Origin of the sequence: Duganella qianjiadongensis (assembly GCF_009857915.1) — a bacterium.
In the GTDB taxonomy this organism is placed as follows: domain Bacteria; phylum Pseudomonadota; class Gammaproteobacteria; order Burkholderiales; family Burkholderiaceae_D; genus Rugamonas; species Rugamonas qianjiadongensis.
Genome location: NZ_WWCM01000008.1, coordinates 78,894 through 98,173 on the forward strand (window position 1 = coordinate 78,894; position 19,280 = coordinate 98,173).

The 19,280-nt window shown below is 64.2% G+C and carries 17 protein-coding genes; 6 read left to right on the plus strand and 11 right to left on the minus strand.

Features of this window, described 5'->3' with window-relative positions; genetic code table 11:
- Positions 1–32 precede the first annotated feature (32 nt).
- The 7 genes from GTP27_RS13030 to GTP27_RS13060 all read right to left on the minus strand — a co-directional run bounded on the left by GTP27_RS13030 (position 33) and on the right by GTP27_RS13060 (position 9,157).
- On the minus strand, positions 33–785 hold the full coding sequence (locus GTP27_RS13030; protein WP_229633802.1) for a GNAT family N-acetyltransferase: 753 nt from the start codon (positions 783–785) through the stop codon (positions 33–35).
- Positions 751–3,348, minus strand: coding sequence for a BACON domain-containing protein (locus tag GTP27_RS13035; RefSeq protein ID WP_202416761.1), 2,598 nt, complete (start codon positions 3,346–3,348; stop codon positions 751–753). The genes GTP27_RS13030 and GTP27_RS13035 overlap by 35 nt, the downstream gene beginning before the upstream one ends.
- 129 nt (positions 3,349–3,477) lie before the next feature.
- Positions 3,478–4,665: a tetratricopeptide repeat protein gene (locus tag GTP27_RS13040; RefSeq protein ID WP_161039611.1), complete on the minus strand. Its 1,188-nt coding sequence runs from the start codon at positions 4,663–4,665 to the stop codon at positions 3,478–3,480.
- A 110-nt stretch (positions 4,666–4,775) separates the two neighbouring features.
- On the minus strand, positions 4,776–5,996 hold the full coding sequence (locus tag GTP27_RS13045) for a hypothetical protein (protein ID WP_161039612.1): 1,221 nt from the start codon (positions 5,994–5,996) through the stop codon (positions 4,776–4,778).
- Between the two features lie 3 nt (positions 5,997–5,999).
- The gene (locus GTP27_RS13050) at positions 6,000–6,866 is read right to left on the minus strand and encodes an HDOD domain-containing protein (protein ID WP_161039613.1); all 867 of its coding nucleotides are present in this window, start codon (positions 6,864–6,866) and stop codon (positions 6,000–6,002) included.
- Positions 6,867–7,067: 201 nt separating this feature from the next.
- Positions 7,068–8,684, minus strand: a complete 1,617-nt coding sequence (locus tag GTP27_RS13055; protein ID WP_161039614.1) for a methyl-accepting chemotaxis protein — start codon at positions 8,682–8,684, stop codon at positions 7,068–7,070.
- Positions 8,685–8,698: 14 nt separating this feature from the next.
- A complete protein-coding gene (locus tag GTP27_RS13060) occupies positions 8,699–9,157 on the minus strand; it encodes a cache domain-containing protein (RefSeq protein ID WP_161039615.1) in 459 nt (152 codons plus the stop codon).
- A gap of 250 nt (positions 9,158–9,407) precedes the next feature.
- On the opposite strand from GTP27_RS13060, the gene GTP27_RS13065 reads away from it, so the two are divergent.
- From GTP27_RS13065 to GTP27_RS13080, 4 genes are read left to right on the plus strand one after another with little or no spacing between them, the layout of a single operon-like run.
- Positions 9,408–10,838: a KamA family radical SAM protein gene (locus GTP27_RS13065; RefSeq protein WP_161039616.1), complete on the plus strand. Its 1,431-nt coding sequence runs from the start codon at positions 9,408–9,410 to the stop codon at positions 10,836–10,838.
- A gap of 8 nt (positions 10,839–10,846) precedes the next feature.
- The gene (locus tag GTP27_RS13070; protein ID WP_161039617.1) at positions 10,847–12,094 is read left to right on the plus strand and encodes an MFS transporter; all 1,248 of its coding nucleotides are present in this window, start codon (positions 10,847–10,849) and stop codon (positions 12,092–12,094) included.
- A complete protein-coding gene (locus tag GTP27_RS13075) occupies positions 12,091–12,969 on the plus strand; it encodes a 2OG-Fe(II) oxygenase (RefSeq protein ID WP_229633804.1) in 879 nt (292 codons plus the stop codon). The genes GTP27_RS13070 and GTP27_RS13075 overlap by 4 nt, the downstream gene beginning before the upstream one ends.
- Before the next feature lie 38 nt (positions 12,970–13,007).
- Positions 13,008–13,859, plus strand: coding sequence for a fumarylacetoacetate hydrolase family protein (locus GTP27_RS13080; protein WP_161039618.1), 852 nt, complete (start codon positions 13,008–13,010; stop codon positions 13,857–13,859).
- Here GTP27_RS13080 and GTP27_RS13085 read toward each other — a convergent pair.
- On the minus strand, positions 13,837–15,192 hold the full coding sequence (locus tag GTP27_RS13085; RefSeq protein WP_161039619.1) for an aspartate aminotransferase family protein: 1,356 nt from the start codon (positions 15,190–15,192) through the stop codon (positions 13,837–13,839). The genes GTP27_RS13080 and GTP27_RS13085 overlap by 23 nt on opposite strands.
- 114 nt (positions 15,193–15,306) lie before the next feature.
- Here GTP27_RS13085 and GTP27_RS13090 point away from each other — a divergent pair, with 114 nt between their 5' ends.
- Positions 15,307–15,858, plus strand: a complete 552-nt coding sequence (locus GTP27_RS13090) for a carboxymuconolactone decarboxylase family protein (protein ID WP_161039620.1) — start codon at positions 15,307–15,309, stop codon at positions 15,856–15,858.
- 30 nt (positions 15,859–15,888) lie between these two features.
- Here GTP27_RS13090 and GTP27_RS13095 read toward each other — a convergent pair whose 3' ends face one another.
- Genes GTP27_RS13095 through yjgA form a run of 3 tightly spaced genes read right to left on the minus strand, consistent with a single transcriptional unit; the run spans position 15,889 to position 17,778 of the window.
- Entirely contained in the window at positions 15,889–16,560 is a 672-nt protein-coding gene (locus GTP27_RS13095; RefSeq protein WP_161039621.1) for an alpha/beta hydrolase, read from the minus strand.
- An 8-nt stretch (positions 16,561–16,568) separates the two neighbouring features.
- The gene (gene mog, locus GTP27_RS13100) at positions 16,569–17,189 is read right to left on the minus strand and encodes a molybdopterin adenylyltransferase (protein WP_161039622.1); all 621 of its coding nucleotides are present in this window, start codon (positions 17,187–17,189) and stop codon (positions 16,569–16,571) included.
- Positions 17,179–17,778 carry a ribosome biogenesis factor YjgA gene (gene yjgA / locus GTP27_RS13105; RefSeq protein WP_161039623.1) on the minus strand — a complete coding sequence of 200 codons (600 nt, stop codon included), beginning with the start codon at positions 17,776–17,778 and terminating at the stop codon, positions 17,179–17,181. The genes mog and yjgA overlap by 11 nt, the downstream gene beginning before the upstream one ends.
- Before the next feature lie 94 nt (positions 17,779–17,872).
- Between yjgA and pmbA the strand changes: the two genes are divergently transcribed.
- Complete coding sequence (pmbA, locus tag GTP27_RS13110; protein WP_161039624.1) at positions 17,873–19,225, plus strand: metalloprotease PmbA; 1,353 nt, start codon at positions 17,873–17,875, stop codon at positions 19,223–19,225.
- Positions 19,226–19,280 lie beyond the last annotated feature (55 nt).

Sequence of the window (19,280 nt, forward strand, 5' to 3'; positions counted from 1 at the left end):
TCCGGACCGCACGCTGCGGAGTCGAGCCGGCATCAGCGGCTCCCGTATGCACCGTAGCACTTGGCCGTGCGGGATAGCACCCGCACTACCGTCTGGCGGTAATCGCGGAAGCCCATGCGCAGGTAGAGCTGGTGTGCCGGATTGTCGTGCATCACGTGCAGGAAAGGCGTGTCGCCGCGCTGTATCTGGCGGCGTAATACCTTGCGCATCAGGGCGGGGGCCAGGCCCCGTCCCTGTGCCGACGGATGGGTGCACACGCCGCTGATTTCGCACAGTCCCGGTGCGCGCAGCCGCTCGCCGGCCATGGCGATCAGCCGGCCGTCTTCGAAGATGCCCCAGTATTCGCCGAGTTCGATGGTGCGCAGGCCGAACGGCCCCGGCTTGCACAGCTGCGCCAGGGCCAGCGCCTGCGCTGCATGTTCGGCGGTCAGCGCGATGGCTTGCGGCGCCGTATCCGTGGCCGGACACTCGCCTTGCCACACCATGCGGAACATGGACGATTCCACGTCGATCTGCCAGCCTTGCGGCGCTGGCCCCTGCCAGCTATCGCAGTAGAAGTGTTCGCCCGCCTGACAGACGTCGCGCAGGCCGTCAAAGTCCGGCTGGTCCGGATCGGCAAACGCGATGATGGGCGAAAAGCCTTCCACATAGCGGCGCTCGCCGCCACTGCCGCTGGCATAACAGGCGTGCGGGCCGGTCAGCGCCTGCCAGAAAATATGGTCGAGTACCGCCGTATCGTAGCCCATGGCATTACGGCCCGACCGGCACGATGGTGGTGGTGCCATCGCTGGTGATGGCAATCAGGATCAGGCCATCGCCGGACACCGCCATCTGGCGTGCTGCCAGCGGCTTGCCGGTGCTGGTGAGCTTGAACTGGTTGAGCAGGGTGCCGCTGCTGCTGTACAGCCAGATATCGCTGACCGCACCGTTGGCCGCCGTGCCGCAATACAGCCGGCCGTCGCTGCCCACTTTGACGTTGTTGGGGGCGCCATCGCCGGCGGGCAGATAGCCCAGCACGCCCAGATCGGCCGGATTGAGGATGCTGCACGATTTAGGCGTAGCGCTGGCACTGTAGACCCGCGTGCCATCGAGGCTGAGCGCGATATCCTGCCCCTGCGTGCCGGCACCGGCATGGCTGGCGGCCGTCATCCTGGCCGGATACAGGGTGCCGCCGTTGAGCGCAGCATAGTCCACGCTGTAGGTGGCGATCTGCACGGTGCCGCTGTCTTCGCTTTGCTGCAGCAAACGCTTGCCGTCGCCGCTGACAGCCAGCGTGCCACTGCTCAATGGCAGGCTGAGTTTGCTGTTATTGCTGGTCAGGTAGGCCGCGCCGGTGCTCAGCGCAAGAATTTCCACGCCGTTGGGGCGCAGTATTTTCAGCCGGGTATTTCTGTCCGCAGCGCTCAAAGGCAGGTTGCCCGTCATGGTCTGGGTGGCGAGGTTGATGGTCACCAGCGCGCGGTTGCTCAGGTCCAGCAGATACAGCAGGCTGCCGTTGGCGCTGGTGGTCATATCGCCCAGGCTGGCAGCGAGCCCCGTGATGCTGGCGACTTTCTGGCCAGTGTAGAGGTGGTAGACGTCGATATAGGCGCCGCCGTTATGCACGTAGGCGTAAGGGCGGATAGGATCGGTGATGACGTTGCTGTAGGGCAGTACGGTAGTGGCATTGCTGCTCGGCGTGCGCGTACCTTTCCACATCGCTACACGGATCACTTCCGGCGCCACCGCATCGGCATCGGTAGGCGTGATGGTCACGGTGGCGATATTCAGTGTATCGGCCGCTAGTGTCGTGGGATCAGCCACCAGCGCAATCTTGTTGCCGTTGACGTTAGCCGCCAGCCAGCTGTCGCTGGAGCTGGCGCTCATGCCGCCGAAGTTGCCGAAGTTGTCCGTCACAGTGATGGTGCGGGTCAGGCGCGACCAGCCGGGCGAGCCGCTCAAAGCCACCCCTGTTTCGGATGGAATCAGCGTGTGCTTGTCCTTGTTAATGGTCAGCAGTACGGCTGCCTTGACCTGATCGCCGTTGACGCTGGCGGTGGCATTGAGCAGACGCGAACTGCTGCCGACCACGGCGTTGTTCGGCACGGCCGTAAAGCTCAGGCTGCTGCCGGTCTGGCTGACGCTGCCGCTGGTGCTGCTGGCTGTGGCCCAGCTGGGCAGGGTATCGAGCGTCCATGGCCAGCTGTTGCTCAGCGTGTTCAGGTTGAGCGTGACGGCGGGCGTGCTGCTGAAATCACGGCCGTAAGTGCCGCCCAGCGTGACGGCGTTGAGCGAAGCGCTCAGAGTGGCCGGGCTGAGGTTGAGCGTGACAGGCAGGGTGCGCGTGCTCTGGCCCGGCGCGGCCAGCGTGAGGGTGTTGCTGTAGCTGCCGCTAGCCAGCGTGCCCACGCGCGGATCGACCGCCAGCGCCATGCTGGCAGGGGTGGTGCCGCTGCTCGGCGTAACGCTGAGCCAGCCGACGCTGGCACTGGCGCTCCAGCTGGCGCTGGTCTTGTCGTCGGTATCGATGCTGATGGTCTGGGCCGGCACCGGCGCGCCATTGATGGCATTGAAAGTCAGGCCGCTGGAATTGCTGATCAGGCCACTAGGCTGGACGGACAGGGTCGCGCTCAGCGTTACGCTCTGGCCGTCGTTGGCGCTGATAATCATGGTGGTGCTGTAATTGCCGACGGCAAGGCCGGTGGCGTCGAAACTGACGGCCAGCGTGGCGTTGCCGCTGCCGCTGCTCACGGCGGGCTTGAGCCAGCTGGCGCCGCTGGAGACGGTCCAGCTGCGGCTGGCTGCGCCTATGGCAACATTGATAGGGCTGGCCGCAGCACCACCGAGATGGGTGGTGCCGGCCAGCGCGGTAGCCGGCGTGGCGGTGAAGGTGGCCTGGTCGGCCGGAACGATCTGCAGGCTGTAGGGCAGGCTGACGGGCGAGCCGGGGAACTGGCTGGCACAGCCGCTGTCGCGGCACAGGCGCACGCTGAAGTTGCCGCTATAACTGCCCACGGCCAGTCCGGGCGCGGTCTGCAGCACGGCGTGGTACTGGCTATCGCTATCGCGCACCAGCTGCGGATTGGGCTGCAACACGCCCGCGCTATCGACTACGCTGGCGTACACCGTGCCTGTCACTTCGGCAGGACGGGCTACGGCGGCGATGACGTTGAGCGTCAGCGAGCTGCCCGCATTTACGCTGGCCCGCACCGTATCGGGATTAAAGCTCAGGGCGGGCGTCACCACTGGCGTGGTGCCGGCGCCGCCCGTGCTTGCGCCACCGCCGCCGCCGCAGGCTGTGAGCGTCGCCATCAGCACAGCAAGACTGGAATAGACCAAAATGGACGCAGCGGACCGGCGATGCAGCATGAGAATTCCTTGTAGGCAGCACGGATCGTGCCTCAGCCTACAATTGTTGTTCACCCCGCAACAGGGTGTCAAGCGGACACAGAGGGCAAGTTCCGCCTCAGCTCTGCGCTTTGACGTCTGCCGCCAGCGCTATTTCTCCAGTGTGGCGGCCTCGTAGGCGCGCAGTTTGTCGAGCTTGCCAGCGTACAGGTCGTGGTCGCTGCGCGTGGTGCTGTTGGCCAGCGCCTTGACCATGTGCACGTCCGCCTCGCGCAGATAGCCGAGCCGGTAATCGGCCAGCGCTAGCCAGAAGTGGAATTCGTGGTAGTCCGGCACGCGCGCCAGTTCGCGTTTGAACAGTTCGCGCGCGCGCTGGAAGTCGCCGATGCGCATGGCGGCCTGGCCCAGATTGAAGTAGTAGAACGGCGGCTCGGGTTCCAGTTGCGCCAGTTGCTGCCGCAACTGTGCCGCTTCGGCGCGCTTATCCGGTAGCGCCTGCGCTTCCAGCGTCTGTACCAGATTCGATAGCACGATGACATTCTCCGGCCGCTGCAGCAGGGCGTAGCGCAGGGTGCGTTCCGCTTCGGGCAGGTTGCCGTGATGCTGGTAGATCACGGCCAGCGTGTTATAGGCGTGCAGGAAGGCAGGTGCCTGTTCGATGGCTTTGCGCACCAGCCAGTAGGCCTGATCGAACTGCCCCTGCGCCAGCAGTTCGGCGCCACGGTTGTTGAGGTACATGGCGATGATGGTGGTTTCGTCCAGCGCTCTGGCGTTTTCGCGCGCCTTGGCCGTGATGGGGATGAAATCCACCGTGAGCGGGCTGGAAAGATCGACCCCGAAGCCGTTGCGCAGATCGGTGCGCTGCTGGCCCAGCGTGAGGTTGACGTGGTTGCTGGCGAAGTAAAGATCGCCTGTGCGGCTCCAGCTTTCATCTACCTGCACTTGCTGGAATTGCACGTTCAGATTGAGCTCGCGCGCCAGCGCCGCCGTCATGATGGCCAGCGACAGGCAGTTGCCGGAGCGGGCAGCAAAGGTTTCGGCGGCGTCGCGCGTCATGGCGGCATCGTATTCCAGCTGCAGCTTGTCCTTGCGGTACAGCGCATCGAACAGCACGCGACGCACATCCTTGTGCTGCAGGTTGTGGCTCACTTCGCGCTGCAGATAGGCGCGCATTTCGGCGTTGACGGCGAAGATGTGGGCTATGTCGACCGGTTGGGCCGGTGCGGCAAACAGCTGGTCGTGGAATAGCTGCGGTGCCGCCGGCAACTGGGCCAGCGGTGCGGTGCTGGCGCAACCGCCCAGCAGTGCAGCGCAGAGTAGGATGGCGCAGGCTCTCATGACAGTCTCCCTTTGCTGCGGGACTCCATGGGATAGCGCTACGCGACCACGCTACCGGGTTCCGCTGAAGGAAAGTATCCTCGCCTGCGCGGGCACTGTCAAACGCTGCTTCAGGCGAGTGGGCGTACTTCCTGCGGCTGGCCGTCGGCATCGAAGCGCAGCGCCACCGACAGCTGGTTCAGGCCCAGACTGGCCAGCGCATCGCTGACGTCGTCGACTTCGATTTCGAGGTCGGCGCTGAGGTCTAGCGGTTGGTCGCATTCGGCCAGCACGTGTTCGCCCGCACGCAGCTGCACGCGCAGATACATGTCGTCGTCGATGTCGGCAGGACCGATGATGGCCTGCAGCTGGTCAGCGGCATGGCCGTCCATGGCCTGATTGAGTGTCGCCAGCATCTGCAGCATGGCGTATTCGGCCTGCGCCGTGGCGCGGGCGCCAAAGAACAGGTCCTGATACAGGAAGTTCAGGCGCAGTGCCGGATCGCTGCCCCGCCCGCGGCCCAGACAGCGCGCCACCATCGGTGCGTAGTGTTCGGTCCATTTCTGGTAGCGCTCGGCGCGCTGGGCGAAATAGGCGTCGGCGGCTTTTTCCTTGGCCGGTACGGCGTAGAACGGATCGTCGGCACGCTTGAGGGCAAAGCCCAGCAGGAAGCGCAGTTCGACCGCGCTATCGTCGGGCCCGAAGCTGCTGGGAGCCCAGCCGGAAGCCATGCTGCGCTCCAGCGCCGGTGCAGCCATGATCTTCTTGTTGTTGAGCGACTGTTCGGCCTCGCGCACCATGCTGTGCAGCTGGCCGTAGGTAATCTTTTCGAATTCGCTCAGGTCGTAGGCGTGGCTGACCAGCACCACGCGCGCGCGCGGGCTTTCCAGACCGGCATCGGTAAAACTATCGAGCACGGCGTCGTAGGCCTCGCTGTCCTGAAAATCGACGGCCGGATCCAGTCCGCCCTGACTGTGCACGAATACGGGAATGGCGAAAGCATCGATTTCCATTTCCGCCGCGTCGGCGTGGCGCAGGCGCACGCTGGCCGCGCCTTCTTCGATGGCGTTGCGCAGATAGCGGTAGCCGTCGACCGATTCATCGCGGGCCAGTTCGATGGCGCCATACAGTACTTCGTCCTTGCTCTGGTTGAGCAGCTTGCGCAGCAGGCGCTGGAAATCCAGTTTTTTCTGCGCCAGATCGGCGTGGGTGGCGGCGGCGACGATGTCCTGGTTGAATGCACCATCCGACAGGTCGAGCGCGAGGGCGCACAGTTCGTTGGTCTGCTGTTCGTCTTTGAGTTCCGGCGCGCTGGCCGATTTGCGCGCGACGGGGCGCTTGTTCTTAGGCATAGTCTATCGTTCGGTATGAAGGGCTTCGTTCAGTTCTTCCAGCAGGTCGTAGGTCTCGTCTTCGCTCAGGCCCAGATGGCGGCAGGCGAATTCGCGGCCTTTTTCCCACTCGTAGGACATGCGGCGGCCGTGGAAGCGCTGTATGCCCTGTTCGGCCAGCAGTGCCAGCGACACCAGCGAGCGGATCGCATCGTCGGTGGCCGGATCTTCCAGCACGCGGTAGTCGTGGTGGTGCAGGATGGCCCAGCTGACGTCCGGCGACAGGCCCCAGTTACGCGCCAGCAGGCAGCCGATGGCAGCATGGTTGGTCTGGTAGCGCTGGTCTTCCAGTTCGGTGAACGGGTTGATATGGTCGTCGCAGGCCTCGTCGTAGGTCTGGGCGTAGTCGCCGAAGCGGTTGATCAGCAGCGGTACGCCGATATCGCAGAACAGCCCGAAGGTGTGGGCGATATCGGGGGGAGCAATGCGCAGTTTGCGCGAGCAGAACACCACGGCTTGGGCGCGGCGCGCCGAGATTTCCCAGAACGCGTCCAGATCCGACTCTTTGCCTTCGATGGCTTGCCGTGCCAGCAGGCCCGTGAGCAGGGCGGCGCACTGGCTGATGCCGAGGAAGTTGATCGCCTGCTCGACCGATTTGGCCTTGCGCGCGGCGCCGAAGAAAGGCGAATTGGCCAGCTTGAGCAGCGCACCGGACATGCCGACGTCATTGCCGATGATGCGGGCGATGCGGCGCGGCGACGGGTCGGACTGGGCCAGCTCGTGCTGCAGATCGACCAGCAGGCTGGGACGCGGCGGAATGCGGATCGAACGGATCAGCGCATCTTCAACGGCGTGGTCGGCAGGCTGGGCGTGGGGTGCTACTGGAGTCATCGTAATCTTCAGGGTCGGGTACAAATGATGCCAAAGCGACACTATAAACCAGTGCGCCATGTCGTGCTGAATTTGCCGTGCTGAACGGCGAGCCCTGATTATCGCCGCAAGCTGCGGCCGTGGATATCTAAATTTCCCCGTTTTATGTGCCGGATGTTAACTTTTTGGTGTAGCCCTCTAGGGAAAAAGAACATTTTTATATCATTTTGCTGCCGCTCTGTGAGTGTCTGAGCCAGATTGCGATTTCGACCATGCCGCTGCGGCAGCGGGCACCAGTGCCAGTGCCGTGCCCGGTGCGGGGGGACTGTCCGGCAGCTGGAACACTGCCACGGCGGCCGACAGTTGCACCGCCTGTTCCTGCAGGCTGGCGGCAGCGGCAGCGGCCTGTTCCACCAGTGCGGCATTCTGCTGGGTGACGTCGTCCATCTGGCTCACCGCCTGATTGACTTCGGCGATGCCGCGTGCCTGTTCGGCGCTGGCCTGCGAGATGAGGTGGATGATGTCGTTGACCTGCTGTACCGCGGCCACCACCCCGCTCATATGCTCGCCGGCCTGTTGTACCGATGCGCTACCGCTATCGATGGTCGTTACCGAGGCTGCGATCAGGCTCTTGATCTCGCGCGCAGCGGCGGCCGAGCGCTGCGCCAGCGTGCGCACTTCGCTGGCCACCACGGCAAAGCCGCGGCCCTGTTCGCCGGCGCGCGCTGCTTCCACGGCCGCATTCAGGGCGAGGATATTGGTCTGGAAGGCGATACCGTCGATCACGCTGATGATGTCGACGATCTGGCGCGAACTGCTGCGGATATCGCCCATGGTCTGCACCGCCTGCTGCACGGCGCTGCCGCCCGTGTGCGCCAGTTGTGCCGCACTGGCCGCCAGCTGGCAGGCCTGGCGGGCGCTGGCGGTCTGCTCCAGCGAGCTGGCCTGCAGTTCGGTGCGGCTGGACAGGTCCAGATTGCCGCTGGCGATTTCGTGCGCGGCCACGTCTATGGTCTGCACCGCCGTGCGGATAGTGCCCAGGGTCTGGCTCAGATGCTCCATGCTGCGGTCCAGCATGCGCGCCGTGTCGGCGATCTCGTCGCGGCCATCGGTTCCGGCGCCCGTCATCAGGCGGCCGGCGGCAAGTGCCAGCACCACATCGGCAATGGCGCGGATATCGCGCAGCATGGCGCCGCGCACGGCCATGGTGACCACCATCGACAGTAGCACTGACAGCAGCACCAGCAGCGCCATGCCGCTGCTGAGCTGCTGGAAGTCGGCGCGCGCCTGCTGGTGGGCCTGCGCGCTCAGCTGCTGTTCCAGCGCCATCAGCCGCGCCAGCTGGGCGCCCAGCTGCTGGAACTGCTGCTCGGCCCTGGCCATGGCATTGGTGGCGATGCTCTGGTCCATGGCGGCCATATCCATGGTGTCCTGCACCGCCTTGCGGTAGGCCTGCAAGGCGCGGCGCGACTGCTCGGCGATCTGGTGCTCGGCCTGTTCGCCGCTGCCGGCCATGCTGGTGCCGAGCTGGCGCAGCTGCTGGTCTATGCTGTCGTGGCCCTGATGGATCTGGCGGCTCAGTTCATCGAGCCGGCTCTGGGCAAAGCTGCCGTTGACCCATGCCAGCAGCTGATAGATGCGGGCATGGGCGTAACGTACATCGGCATTCACATCGGCCACGTTCTTGAGCCGCGCGGTGCGTACCTGCAGCATGTTTTCCAGCGTGGCGTTCTGGCGCAGCATGCCGAAGTAGGCCGCGCCTGCCGTGAACATCAGCAGGCAGAGCACTAGCCCCGGCGCCAGCAGCAGTTTGGGTCCGATCCGCAGTTTCTTCAGCATGGCCCGCTCCCCGGCTATTTTTTATAGATGCCCGCTTCCAGCACCACATCGCCGACGCGCAGGATGTAGGTGGTCTTGGGTTCGATCTTGCCCGTGGCGGGATTCTTGTACTGGTAGTCCACCCAGCCATGGCCTTTTTTGGCTGCCAGTTCGATGATCTCGCGGCGGTATTTCTTGCCGCTGGCATCGGGCATATCGGTCAGGTCTTTGCCGACGATGCTGGCATTGACGGGGTGGGCCAGCACGATGCCGCTGGCCAGATCGCGCACGTCGATGTACAGCGTGCCTTGCAGGTAGTCCGGGTCTTTGTTGCTGACCTTGCGCAGCAGTTCTTCCTTGCCGTGCGCCTTGAGATAGGCTGCACCTTTTTCCACCATGGCGATGGCGTCTTTTTCTGTCGGTTCGGCGCTATGGCCGGTGAGTGGCAATGACAGGGCCAGAGCCAGAGCCGTGGGGATGGAGAGCAGTTTCATGGCGGGTCCTCGCAGTGGGGTGTAGGTCTGCCGAACTGTACGCCGCTAGGGCAGGCAGGAATTGCGTTGCCGCAAGTTCTAGCTTGGTGGCAATTTGGTGTGCAGTCTGCATCAAGGCAAACAAAATTTCCGCACATCATTTTTCGGATGCTTGACGTAGGGCAATTCCTAACCGGCCTGGCGGCCTAGCATGCAGCTACTGCCTGCCCTGCGTTTCTGCCCACCCAGCCTTTTCTTCGAGAGGAGTGCCATGAATATCGTGCCTATCCGCGACGCTGCCGCGCCCAAGTTCCAGCCCTATATCCGCCAGACCATCAGCCGTGCGCGCCAGTGGGAGTGGCTGGCGCCCGATCTGCAGGAAGCCGTGCGGGTGGTGTCGCATGTGCTGCCGTTCCGCACCAATGCCTATGTGATGGACCAGCTGATCGACTGGAACAACGTGCCCAACGATCCGATTTTCCGCATGACTTTCCCCCACCGCGACATGCTGGCGCCGGACGATTATGCGCAGCTGCGCGAACTGGTGCTGGCGCAGGGGCAGGGCCAGCCGCCATCGGCGGCGCTGGCCGCGCTGGTGCAGCGTATCCGGCTGCGCATGAATCCCCATCCGGCCGGACAGATGACGCACAACGTGCCGCGCGTGAACGATGCGCCGCTCAAGGGCATGCAGCATAAGTACAAGGAAACCGTGCTGTTCTTCCCCAGCGCGGGCCAGACCTGTCACGCCTATTGCACCTTCTGCTTCCGCTGGCCGCAGTTTGTCGGCATGGACGATATGAAATTCGATGCGGCCGAATCGCAGCAGCTATGTGCCTATCTGGCACTGCATCCGGAAGTGACGGACGTGTTGATTACCGGCGGCGATCCGCTGATCATGAATACCCGCGCACTGGCCGAAGTGATCGAGCCGCTGCTGGCGCCCCAGCTGGCGCACATCCAGAACATCCGCATCGGCACCAAATCGGTGGCCTACTGGCCGCAGCGCTTCGTCAGCGATCGCGACGCGGACGATTTGCTGCGCCTGTTCGGGAAAGTGGTGGCCAGCGGGCGCAATCTGGCCGTGATGGGGCATTACAGCCACGCGGTGGAACTGCGTCCCGACATCGCCCAGCAGGCCGTCAAACGCATCGTCGGCACGGGCGCCACCTTGCGCATGCAGGGACCGCTGATCCGCCACATCAACGAGGACCCGCATAGCTGGGCCGAACTGTGGCAGACCGGCGTGCGGCTGGGCGCGATTCCCTACTATATGTTCGTCGAGCGCGATACCGGCCCGCGCGCATACTTCCAGCTGCCGCTGGCCAGAGCGCACGAGATATTCCAGTCCGCCTATCAGCTGGTGTCCGGCCTGGCGCGCACGGTGCGGGGGCCGTCCATGAGCGCTTTCCCCGGCAAGGTGGTGATCGACGGCGTGGCGCAGATCGGCGGCGAGAAAGTGTTCGCGCTACAGTTTCTGCAGGCGCGCAATCCCGACTGGGTGCGCAAGCCGTTCTACGCCCGCTACGATGCCCATGCCACCTGGATGGATGAACTGCAGCCTGCCTTCGGCAAGGATAAATTCTTCTTCGAGGAGGAGGGCGGCAGCCGCAGCGAAGCGCTGCCTGCCTACGCGCCGCGCAAGGTGATACCGCTGCGCCGGGCCGATGCTGGCAGCGACGCCGAGCTACCCCACTCGGCCTAGGTGGCATCATGTCCGACCGCCACCTGTTCGGCATGGTGTTCCTGCCTTTCGCCTTCGGCCACTTCCTGCAGTGCCTGATGCGCAATGTGAACGCCACGCTGGCGCCGCAGTTGCTGGCGGCGCTGGCGCTGAGTCCTGACCAGCTAGGTCTGCTTACCAGCATCTACTTTCTCAGCTTCGCTCTCGTGCAGCTGCCGGTCGGCATGGCGCTTGACCGCTGGGGGCCGGCCCGCGTGCAATGGCCTTTGCTGCTGCTGGCCGTACTGGCCGCACTGGGCTTTGCCGGCGGCCAGCAATTGAGCCAGCTACTGGCGGCACGCGCTCTGCTGGGCTTCGGTCTGGGGGGCTGTTTCATGGCTGCGCTCAAGGCTTTTTCGCTGTGGGTAGAACCGGCGCGGCTGCCGGCAATGCAGGGCTATCTGGTGGCGGCAGGCGGCGTGGGCGCGGCGGCCGCCACGCTGCCGGTGCACTGGCTGATGGCTTATCTAGGCTGGCGCGGCGTGTTTATCGGGCTGGCGCTGCTGGCGCTGGCTGCTGCGCTGCTGCTGCGCTGGTGCGCGCCGCAGGTGGCTGTCAACCGTGCAGCACCAGCCAGCAGCGCCGCGCTGCGGCTGGTGCTGCAGGATGCCAGCTTCCGTCAGGTATTGCAGCTGCTGCTGGTGCCGCACATGGTCTATTTCGGCGTGCAGGGGCTGTGGCTGGGGCGCTGGCTCAGCGATGCAGGACATTATCCGGAAGCGCAAGTGGGCTACCTGCTGTATCTGAGCATGGCGGCCATCATACTGGGTGCCATAGCCGTAGGCCAGCTGACGCAGTGGGCGGCACGGCGCGGTGTGGCCATGCTGCGCATTGCCGCCTGCGGCGTGGCGCTGTTCCTGCTGGTGCAGCTGGCCATGCTGTGGCGGTGGACGCCGGCCTATCCGGTGCTGGCCGTGCTGTTCACGCTGTCCGGCACGGCCACCGGCATGGACTACACCATCCTTGCGCAGAATATGCCGCCCGGCCTGAATGCGCGGGCCGTCACGCTGCTCAATCTGCTGATTTTTCTCGGCGCTTTCGCCGTGCAGGCGGGCTTCGGGCTGGTGGTGGCGCTGTGGCCGTCCGACGCACAGCAGCACCTGCCGGCGCTGGCCTATCAGGCCGCATTCGGTCTGCTGATCGCCTTGCAGCTGCCCGGTCTACTGCGTTACCTGTGGCCTGCGCTATCCGGTAGAATGGGGCTACGTCCGGCCACCAGCCTTAGCACACCACGATGACAACTGCTAGCAGCGTATTCAATGCCTTGCCCGCCGAATGGCGCAACTGGATCATGGAGAATCTGGCACGCGGTTGCCGGCCACTGGATATGGCCAACAGCATGGCCGCTTCGGGCCAGCACAGCATGACGGTGGCGATGGCCGCCATCGATGCCGCGATTGCCCTGTGTGCCGATGGCAGCGGGGATGGGCCGGCGCAGAGTGCCTTCACGGCAGCGCAGCAGATGCCTTATATCGATTTGAGCAGCAACCGCATCAGCACACCGGACCGCGCGGTCGATGTGCTGTTCGTGCTGCAGCAGCCGCAAGTGATCCTGCTGGGGAATGTGCTCAGTAGCGAAGAGTGCGATGCCATCGTGGCCCATTGCGGCAACCGCTACACGCGTTCTACCGTGACGGCGGAGAACGATGGCGCCAGCGTGGTCCACGAAGGGCGTACCAGCGAAATGGCTTTCATCCGGCGTGGCGAGGCGGAAGTGGCCGAGCGCATCGAGCGGCGGCTGGCCGCGCTGGCCCACTGGCCGGTAGAAAACGGCGAGCCTTTCCAGTTGCAGAAATACGGCGTGACGCAGGAGTACCGGCCCCATTACGACTGGCTCGATCCGGCAAGCAGCGGCCATCGCAGCCATCTGGCGCAGGGCGGCCAGCGGCTGGCTACTTTTGTGCTGTATCTGAGCGACGTGGAGCAGGGCGGCGGCACCTCTTTCCCCGGGCTGGGGCTGGAAATCTATCCGCGCAAGGGCAATGCCGTGTGGTTCCTGAATACCGACGCCAATCACCAGCCCGACCGCCAGACCCTGCACGCCGGCGCGCCCGTGGTGCGCGGCACCAAGATCATCGCCAACAAATGGCTGAGGCAGGGGCGCTACGGTTAGAATGGCGGTCACCACCACCCTGCTAACCTAGGATAGATATGAGACTCGTACGTTATGGCCGTCCCGGCAAAGAGAAACCCGGCCTGATCGATGATGAAGGCAAGCTGCGCGACCTGTCCGGCGTGATCGGCGACATCGATGCGGCGCAGCTGGCGCCGAAAGCACTGCGCAAACTGGAAAAACTGGCGCAAACCTCGCTGCCGCTGGTACGCGGTAATCCCCGTTTCGGCGTGCCGGTAGCGCGCGTGGGCAAGTTTATCGGCATAGGCCTGAACTACTCCGACCATGCGGCGGAAGCGGGCATGCCTATTCCGAAGGAGCCTATCGTGTTCATGAAGGCTATCAGCTGCCTGAACGGCCCGGATGATCCTGTCATGCTGCCGCAAGGTTCCAAAAAGACTGACTGGGAAGTGGAGCTGGGCGTGGTGATCGGCAGCCGCGCCCAGTATGTGAGCGAGGAAGAGGCGCTCAAATACGTGGCTGGCTACACCGTGGTCAACGACTTGTCCGAGCGCTCGTTCCAGCTGGAGCGGGGCCCGCAATGGGACAAAGGCAAGGGCTGCGACACCTTCGGCCCCGTCGGCCCATGGCTGGTGACGCCGGAAGATATCTACGATCCGCAGAAGCTCGATCTGTATCTGGAGCTGAACGGCAAGCGCATGCAGACGGGTAGTACCGAAACCATGATTTTTACCGTGGCGCAGATCGTCAGCTATCTGTCGAAATTCATGACGCTGGAGCCGGGCGACATCATTGCTACCGGCACCCCGCCCGGCGTAGGCCAGGGCCGCAAGCCGCAACGCTTCCTGAAAAAAGGCGACAAACTGCGCCTCGGTATCGCTGGTCTGGGCGAACAGCAGCAGGAAGTTATCGCCTGGCAGAAGCGCTAGGCTTATCTATCCGTGACAGTGCAGCCGTGAGGGCGTCGCTCAGCCGGCCGGTGATATCGGCCAGTTCGCTATCACTGACGGTGAACGGCGGCGCCAGCAGGATATGGTCGCCGCGCTGGCCATCGATGGTGCCGCCCATGGGGTAGACCAGCAGGCCGCAGGCCATCGCTGTCTCCTTCAACACTGCATGCAGCGCCAGCGCCGGATCGAACGGCGTTTTGCTGCTGCGCTCCTGCACCAGTTCCAGCGCCTGTAGCAAGCCGCGGCCACGGATATCGCCCACGTGCGGGTGGTCGCCAAACGCCTGCCGCAGCAGGCGGCGCAAGGTGGCGCCGCGGGTCGCTACTGCGCCCAGCAGATTATCGCGCTGTATCACCTTCTGCACGGCCAGCGCCGCCGCCGCCGCCACCGGATGCCCCATATAGGTGTGGCCATGCTGGAAAGCGCCGCTGCCATCGCGCAGGCGCTGGGCGATGTGGGCCCGTGCCAGCACGGCGCCTATCGGCTGGTAGCCGGCCCCCAGTCCTTTGCCCAGTACCACCAGATCGGGCAGCACGCCTTCCTGTTCGAACGCATACAGCGTGCCGGTGCGGCCCATGCCGCACATGACTTCATCGAGGATCAGCAGGATGCCGTACTGGTCGCACAGCTTGCGCACGCCGCGGAAGTAGCCGAACGTGGGCGGCACGGCGCCGGCCGTTGCCCCTACCACCGTCTCGGCGACAAAGCCGATGATGTTGTGCGGGCCGTGCGCGAGGATGCACTGCTCCAGTTCGGCCAGCAGCGCAGCCGTGTAATCGGAGCTGGTCTGGCCTTCGGCGCGCTCGCGGTATTCGAAGCAGGGCGCCACCCGCGGCACTTCCATCAGCAGCGGCTCGAACGGGCGGCGGCGCCACGCATTGCCGCCTATGGCCAGCGCCCCCAGCGTATTACCGTGGTAGCTCTGGCGCCGCGCGATCAGCAGACTGCGGCTGTGCTGGCCCGCTTCGAGGTAATACTGGCGCCCCAGCTTGAGGGCCGCTTCCATCGCTTCCGAGCCGCCGGAAACCAGATACACGTGATCGAGGTCGCCGGGCGCATCGTTAGCCAGCCGCTGGGCCAGTTCCTCAGCTGCCTGGCAGGTGAAAAAAGCCGTGTGGGCGTAAGCCAGCTGGTCGATCTGGGCGTGCATGGCGGCCAGCACCTCGGGGTGGCCGTGGCCCAGCGACGACACGGCAGCGCCGCCGCTGGCATCGAGATAGCTGCGACCCTGCTGGTCGCGCAGCGTGATGCCGCTGGCGCTCGCCGCCACAGGTGGCGTGCGGCGCAGGTGACGGTGCAGCAGGTGGCTCATGGCGTCCTCCCCGTAATGACGGAAGTCCGACAATAAACCAGCGGCACTTGTGTTCTGTTGATCTATGCCGCACCATGGGCAAATAATGCTAGCCGTCGAATGGAAAGGATGACGATGGAAGATCGCTTGGGAGCGCTGCCGTTTGCGGCGATGAGTGCGGCGCAGCAGGTAGCCGCGCAAGCGGTAATCGATGGCCCGCGCGGTGCATTGTACGGGCCGTTCGTACCGCTGATACGCAGTCCGGAACTGATGACGGCGGCGCAGCGCATGGGTGAATATCTGCGCTACCGCAGCGCCATCGGCACCCGCCTGACGGAACTGGCGATACTGGTCACGGCGCGCCAGTGGAGCCAGCAGGTGGAGTGGGCCATCCATGAACCGATCGCGCGCGAATATGGGATCAGTGATGCCATGATCGCAGCGATAGCGCAGCGCCAGCGGCCGCTGGCGATGGCGCCGGATGAAGCGCTGGTGTACGACTTCTGCATCCAGCTACACCAGCAGCAGCGGGTGGATGACGCTACCTATGCCGCAGTACTGGCCGCCTTCGGCGAACACGGGGTAGTGGATCTGATGGGGATAAACGGCTACTACACATTTCTGGCGATGGTGATGAATGCGGCACAGACCGCGGTGCCGCCATCGCCAGCGATGCCACTACCGTAAGCCCGCTGCCGTGAGCAGTGGCGGGCTGGATTAGCCGATCAGCACGCGCTTGAGCCAGGCGCTGATGTGCACCACTTCTTCCTGACACAGCGAGTGCTGCATGTAGTAGTCGTGCCATTCGACGCTGTAGCCGAGCTGCTTGAGCAGGTCGCGCGACTGGGTGGCGCGGGCGATCGGTATCACCGGGTCCATCTGGCCGTGCACCATGAAGATAGGCGTGGCCAGACTTTGCGGCGTATGTTCGGCAGCAGCCTTGGCGGCGATAGGCACATAGCCGGACAGGCACATCATGCCGGCCAGTTTTTCCGGCTGGCGCATGCCCGTCTGCAGCGTCATGGCGCAGCCTTGCGAGAAGCCGGCCAGGATGATGCGGTCGGCCGGAATGCCGCGCGCCTTTTCCCGCGCGATCAGCGCTTCCACTTTGGCTTGCGAGGCGCGCAGCCCCGCTTCGTCTTCCTGCCGGCCCAGATCGGTATTCACGATGTCATACCATGCACGCATGACGTAGCCGCCGTTGATGGTGACGGGCATGGTGTCGGCGTTAGGGAAGATGAAACGGATGGCAGGCAGGCCGCTCAGATCGAGTTCGTGCAGCATGGGCACGAAGTCGTTGGCGTCGGCGCCCAGACCGTGCATCCAGATGATGGCGACGGTGGGATTGGCACCGGTTTCTTTTTCGATGGTTTGCAGCAGTTGGCTCATGGGACTCCTTAATTAACCGGCGCACGCAGGGCCGACTTGGGGCGGAAGGCTTTGCACTGGGCCGGATCGGTTTCCATATACGGGCCGCCGATCAGGTCGATGCAATACGGTACGGCGGCGAAAATGCCACCCACCAGCGTGGCGCCTTCGGCGTCCTTCAGGCCGCCCAGCGTTTCGGCGATGGCCTTGGGCTGGCCCGGCAGATTCAGTATCAGTGCAGCGTGGTCGGCGGTTTCGCGGATCACGGCGGTCTGGCGCGACAGGATGGCAGTCGGCACGAAGTGCAAACTGATCTGGCGCATCTGTTCGCCGAAGCCCGGCATTTCCTTGGTACCCACGGCCAGTGTGGCTTCCGGCGTGACATCGCGCCGCGCCGGTCCCGTGCCGCCGGTGGTCAGCACCAGATGGCAGCGCTGCTGGTCTACCAGCTCTTTGAGCGTGGCTTCGATCTGCGGGCGCTCGTCGGCGATCAGGCGCGTCTCGACGCGGAACGGCGTGGTCAGCGTGCGTGCCAGCCAGTCCTGCAGGGCAGGGATGCCCTGATCCTGATACACGCCACCGCTGGCACGGTCGGAAATCGACACCAGCCCGATCAGCAGGGCATTGTCATCGCTCTGATTACGCGTCATCTTCTTCGCTATCGGTTTCGGCGGCGTCGCCGCCGGCGGCCTTCTTCTTGTCCGCTTCGATCTGCTTCAGAATCTGGAAGATTTCGCGATAGGCTTTAGGCGGCTTGTTCTCGGCCTGTTCCTTGCGGGCGTTGCGGATCAGCGTGCGCAGGTGCTGCACATCGAGTTCCGGATTTTCCGCCAGCAGGGCGGTCAGGGCGTTGTCGTCGGCCAGCAGCTTGTCGCGGCGGCGTTCCAGCGCGTGCATGGCGGCCGTATCGGCTTTGGAGGCGCCTTTCCAGCTGTCGATAGCGCGCTGGATGGCCGCTACTTCCTCTTCGTCCAGCGTGCGCATCTTTTTGCCCACGAACTGCATCTGACGGCGCCGGCCTTCGTGGTTGGTGATGGTCTGGCATTCGAGGATGGCGTCGCGCACGTCCTCGGGCATAGGCACCCGTTTTACCCGGTCGCGCGGTTCGTTGACGAGGGCTTCACCCAGTTCCTGCAGGGCGTTGACCTGACGTTTGAGCTCGGACTTGGAAGGGCGTTCGTACTCCTGCTCGAATTCTTTCGAGCTAAAGCCGACGGCTCCGCGATTAGGATTTACCATATTATTAACTTTCTCTTCGGTGCGTGGCCGCACCTGTAAACTGTAAACGACTGCTATGATACCTGTTTTAGCAGTCACCCGAAGATTACAGCCCATGAGCGATACCCATTTTAGCCATACTCAGGACCAGTTGAAACAGCTTGCGCAGGACGTTCTAGCCTATGCCAGAGAGCAGGGCGGCACTGATTGTGCCGTCGAAATCAGCGAGGGCAGCGGCCTGTCGGTGTCGGTACGCAAGAGCAAAATCGAGACCATCGAGCAGAACCGCGACAAGGGCATGGGCGTCACCGTCTTCGTGGGCAAGCGCCGCGGCAATGCCAGCACTTCCGATTTTTCCGCCGCCTCGCTCAAGGCCACGGTGGAAGCGGCCTACAATATTGCCCGTTTCACGGCGGACGACGATTGCGCCGGTCTGGCCGATGCCGACCAGCTGGAAATGGCGCCGCGCGACCTGCAACTGTACTATCCATGGGATATCAGCACGGCCGACGCCGTGGCGCTGGCGCAGCGCGCCGAAGCGGCCGCCTTTGCCGTCGACCCGCGGGTGAGCAATAGCGAAGGCGCGGGCGTGCATGTGCAGCAGTCGCACTTCGTGGCGGCCAACTCGCGCGGCTTTATCGGCGGCTATCCGTATTCGCGCCACACGCTGTCGGTAGCGCCGATTGCGGGCAAGGGCGCGAATATGCAGCGCGACGACTGGTACTCCTCGGTGCGCGATGCGCGCCTGATGTCGTCGCCGGAAGCGATAGGCCGCTATGCTGCCGAGCGTGCACTGGCGCGCCTGAACGCGCGCAGCATCGATACCCGCACCTGCCCGGTGCTGTTCGAAGCACCGCTGGCCGCCGGTCTGCTGGGGGCCTATGTACAGGCCACCTCGGGTGGTGCGCTGTACCGCAAGTCGAGCTTCCTGCTCGACTCGCTGGGCAAGCAGGTACTGCCCAAGCATATCCAGATCGCGGAAGATCCGCACATCATCGGCGGCGTCGGTTCGGCGCCGTTTGACGAGGAAGGGGTGCGCACCCATCAGCGCGATGTGGTCAAGGACGGCGTGGTGCAGGGCTACTTCCTGTCCACCTACTCGGCGCGCAAGCTGGGCATGCAGACCACCGGTAATGCGGGCGGTTCGCACAATCTGGCGCTGACTTCCGCGCTGACGCAGGATGGCGATGATTTTGCCGGCATGCTGCGCAAGATGGGCACCGGCCTGCTGGTGACGGAGCTGATGGGGCAGGGCACCAACTACGTGACGGGCGATTACTCGCGCGGTGCTTCCGGCTTCTGGGTAGAGAATGGCGTGATCCAGTATCCGGTGGAAGAAATCACCATCGCCGGCAACATGAAAGACATGCTGGCACAGATCGTCGCCGTCGGTAACGACGTGCTGGTGCGCGGCACCAAGCAGACCGGCTCCATCCTGATCGAAAATATGGTGGTGGCCGGTAGCTAAGCCCGGCCAGACGGCATAGTCTCAAATAAGCACGGCGGCGGGACAGTCTCGCTGT